Genomic DNA, 1,529 nt, shown 5'->3' with positions numbered 1-1,529 from the left:
CCCCGCTCCGATCCAAGGGCGGCCACCGCCGCTACTCCCGCTACCAGCTGCGCATCGCCGCCCGCGCCCGGGAACTCGTCGACCACGGCACCCCCATCGAGGCCGCCTGCCGGATCATCATCCTCGAAGACCAGCTCGAAGAAGCCCAGCGCCTCAACGCCGAATACCGCCGCGCCGCCGAATCAGCGAACCCGTCGGCCGCGGCCTGAGACGGCTGAGATCGCGCCTTCCCTTACTTCAGGCGATGCAGGCGATGCAGGCGATGCAGGCGCTTGAGCCGATGCGGACGCTTCAGGCGCTGAGGGCTTGGCGTAGGGCGGGGTAGCAGGGGATAACCAAGTCGACACCGAGAAGTCGAAGGAGATGCAGCACGGGTTCCTGGGGAGCGGCCAGGCGCAGCCAGCCGTGGGCGGTGGTGGCGGCACGGTGTGCGGCGATGAGGGCGTTGATACCGGTGGAGTCGATGAAGGTGACGCCGCTGAGGTCGACGACGGTCCGCGGCGGGCGGGCACCGTCGGGCGGGAGCAGCGCATAGTGCAGGTGGTCGCGGATGCTGTAGTCGATCTGGCCGCTCAAGGTGACGATCTCAATGCCGTCACCCACCGGCTGGTCGCGCCGTGCTGCGGCGCGGTCGTCCGTCACGAGCTCCTCGCCTGCACTCGCTGCTCCCTTGCTCCGGGCAGAGACCCACAGACAGCCTGCCACGATGCGGTGGCGGACATGCCCCCGTCCGGCGAAGCGGACCTGACGCTCCCCCCGGAGGGGAGGCGGAGGCTCGCGCCTCCGGCAGGACCCATGATCCGTCGGCCGTGAGTTCGAGGACCGTCGGCTTCCTGACCGCCGGCCGGCTGCCGGCCGAAGACGTTCACCGCACCGACGTCAGACAGAAATGACTCCAGAAATGACTCCACGCCCGGCGGCTCCGCGTCCCACGAAGCCGCCGGGCGTGAGTGTCTGCTGACCGCAATCTGCTGACCGCAATCTGTTGTCGGCGTACTGACTGCTGTCCGGATACGGCACACGCTTCACGAGCCCCGGGCCGGCCGGCCCGCGCCCGCTACGAGACTGTCATCTCCGGTCCTGCCGCAGCCGTGACGCCTGCAAAGACGCGCTCCGTCGGCTTCGACATGACCGGCGCAGCGCGGTGTTCAGTACTGCTCGGTCTCCACGAAACCGGCGTCCGTGTCGTCGTTCGCACCGAGTGCGTCCGCCGCGGCGGACGGGTCGAATCCGGGCGGGCTGTCCTTGAGGGCCAGGCCCATGCCGGCCAGCTTCGCCTTGACCTCGTCGATGGACTTCGCACCGAAGTTGCGGATGTCCAGCAGGTCGGCCTCCGAACGGGCCACGAGCTCACCCACGGAGTGGACGCCCTCGCGCTTGAGGCAGTTGTACGACCGGACGGTGAGGTCGAGGTCCTCGATCGGCAGGACCAGGTCGGCGGCGAGGGCGGCGTCCGTGGGGGACGGGCCCATGTCGATGCCCTCGGCGTCGATGTTGAGCTCGCGCGCCAGACCGAACAGCTCGACCAG

At 69.3% G+C, this 1,529-nt stretch carries 2 protein-coding genes and 1 pseudogene; 1 reads left to right on the top strand and 2 read right to left on the bottom strand.

All coding sequences use genetic code 11. The features are described 5' to 3' along the window. Positions 1-209, top strand: a pseudogene (locus tag ACWD0J_RS41255) (MerR family transcriptional regulator); the annotation flags it as partial. 82 nt (positions 210-291) lie between these two features. On the opposite strand, the gene ACWD0J_RS41250 reads toward ACWD0J_RS41255, so the two are convergent. After that, positions 292-642 (bottom strand): STAS domain-containing protein, encoded by a 351-nt coding sequence (locus ACWD0J_RS41250; protein ID WP_451501001.1) that lies wholly within the window; start codon positions 640-642, stop codon positions 292-294. 506 nt (positions 643-1,148) lie between these two features. Beyond that, positions 1,149-1,529, bottom strand: a 381-nt coding sequence (locus ACWD0J_RS41245; RefSeq protein ID WP_451501000.1) for a DNA-directed RNA polymerase subunit alpha C-terminal domain-containing protein, incomplete at its 5' end; no start/stop codon positions are given.

This window comes from Streptomyces sp. NPDC003011, assembly GCF_053591515.1.
Note: the sequence above shows the minus strand (reverse complement) of the source record. Positions and strands in the feature narration are given on the sequence as shown.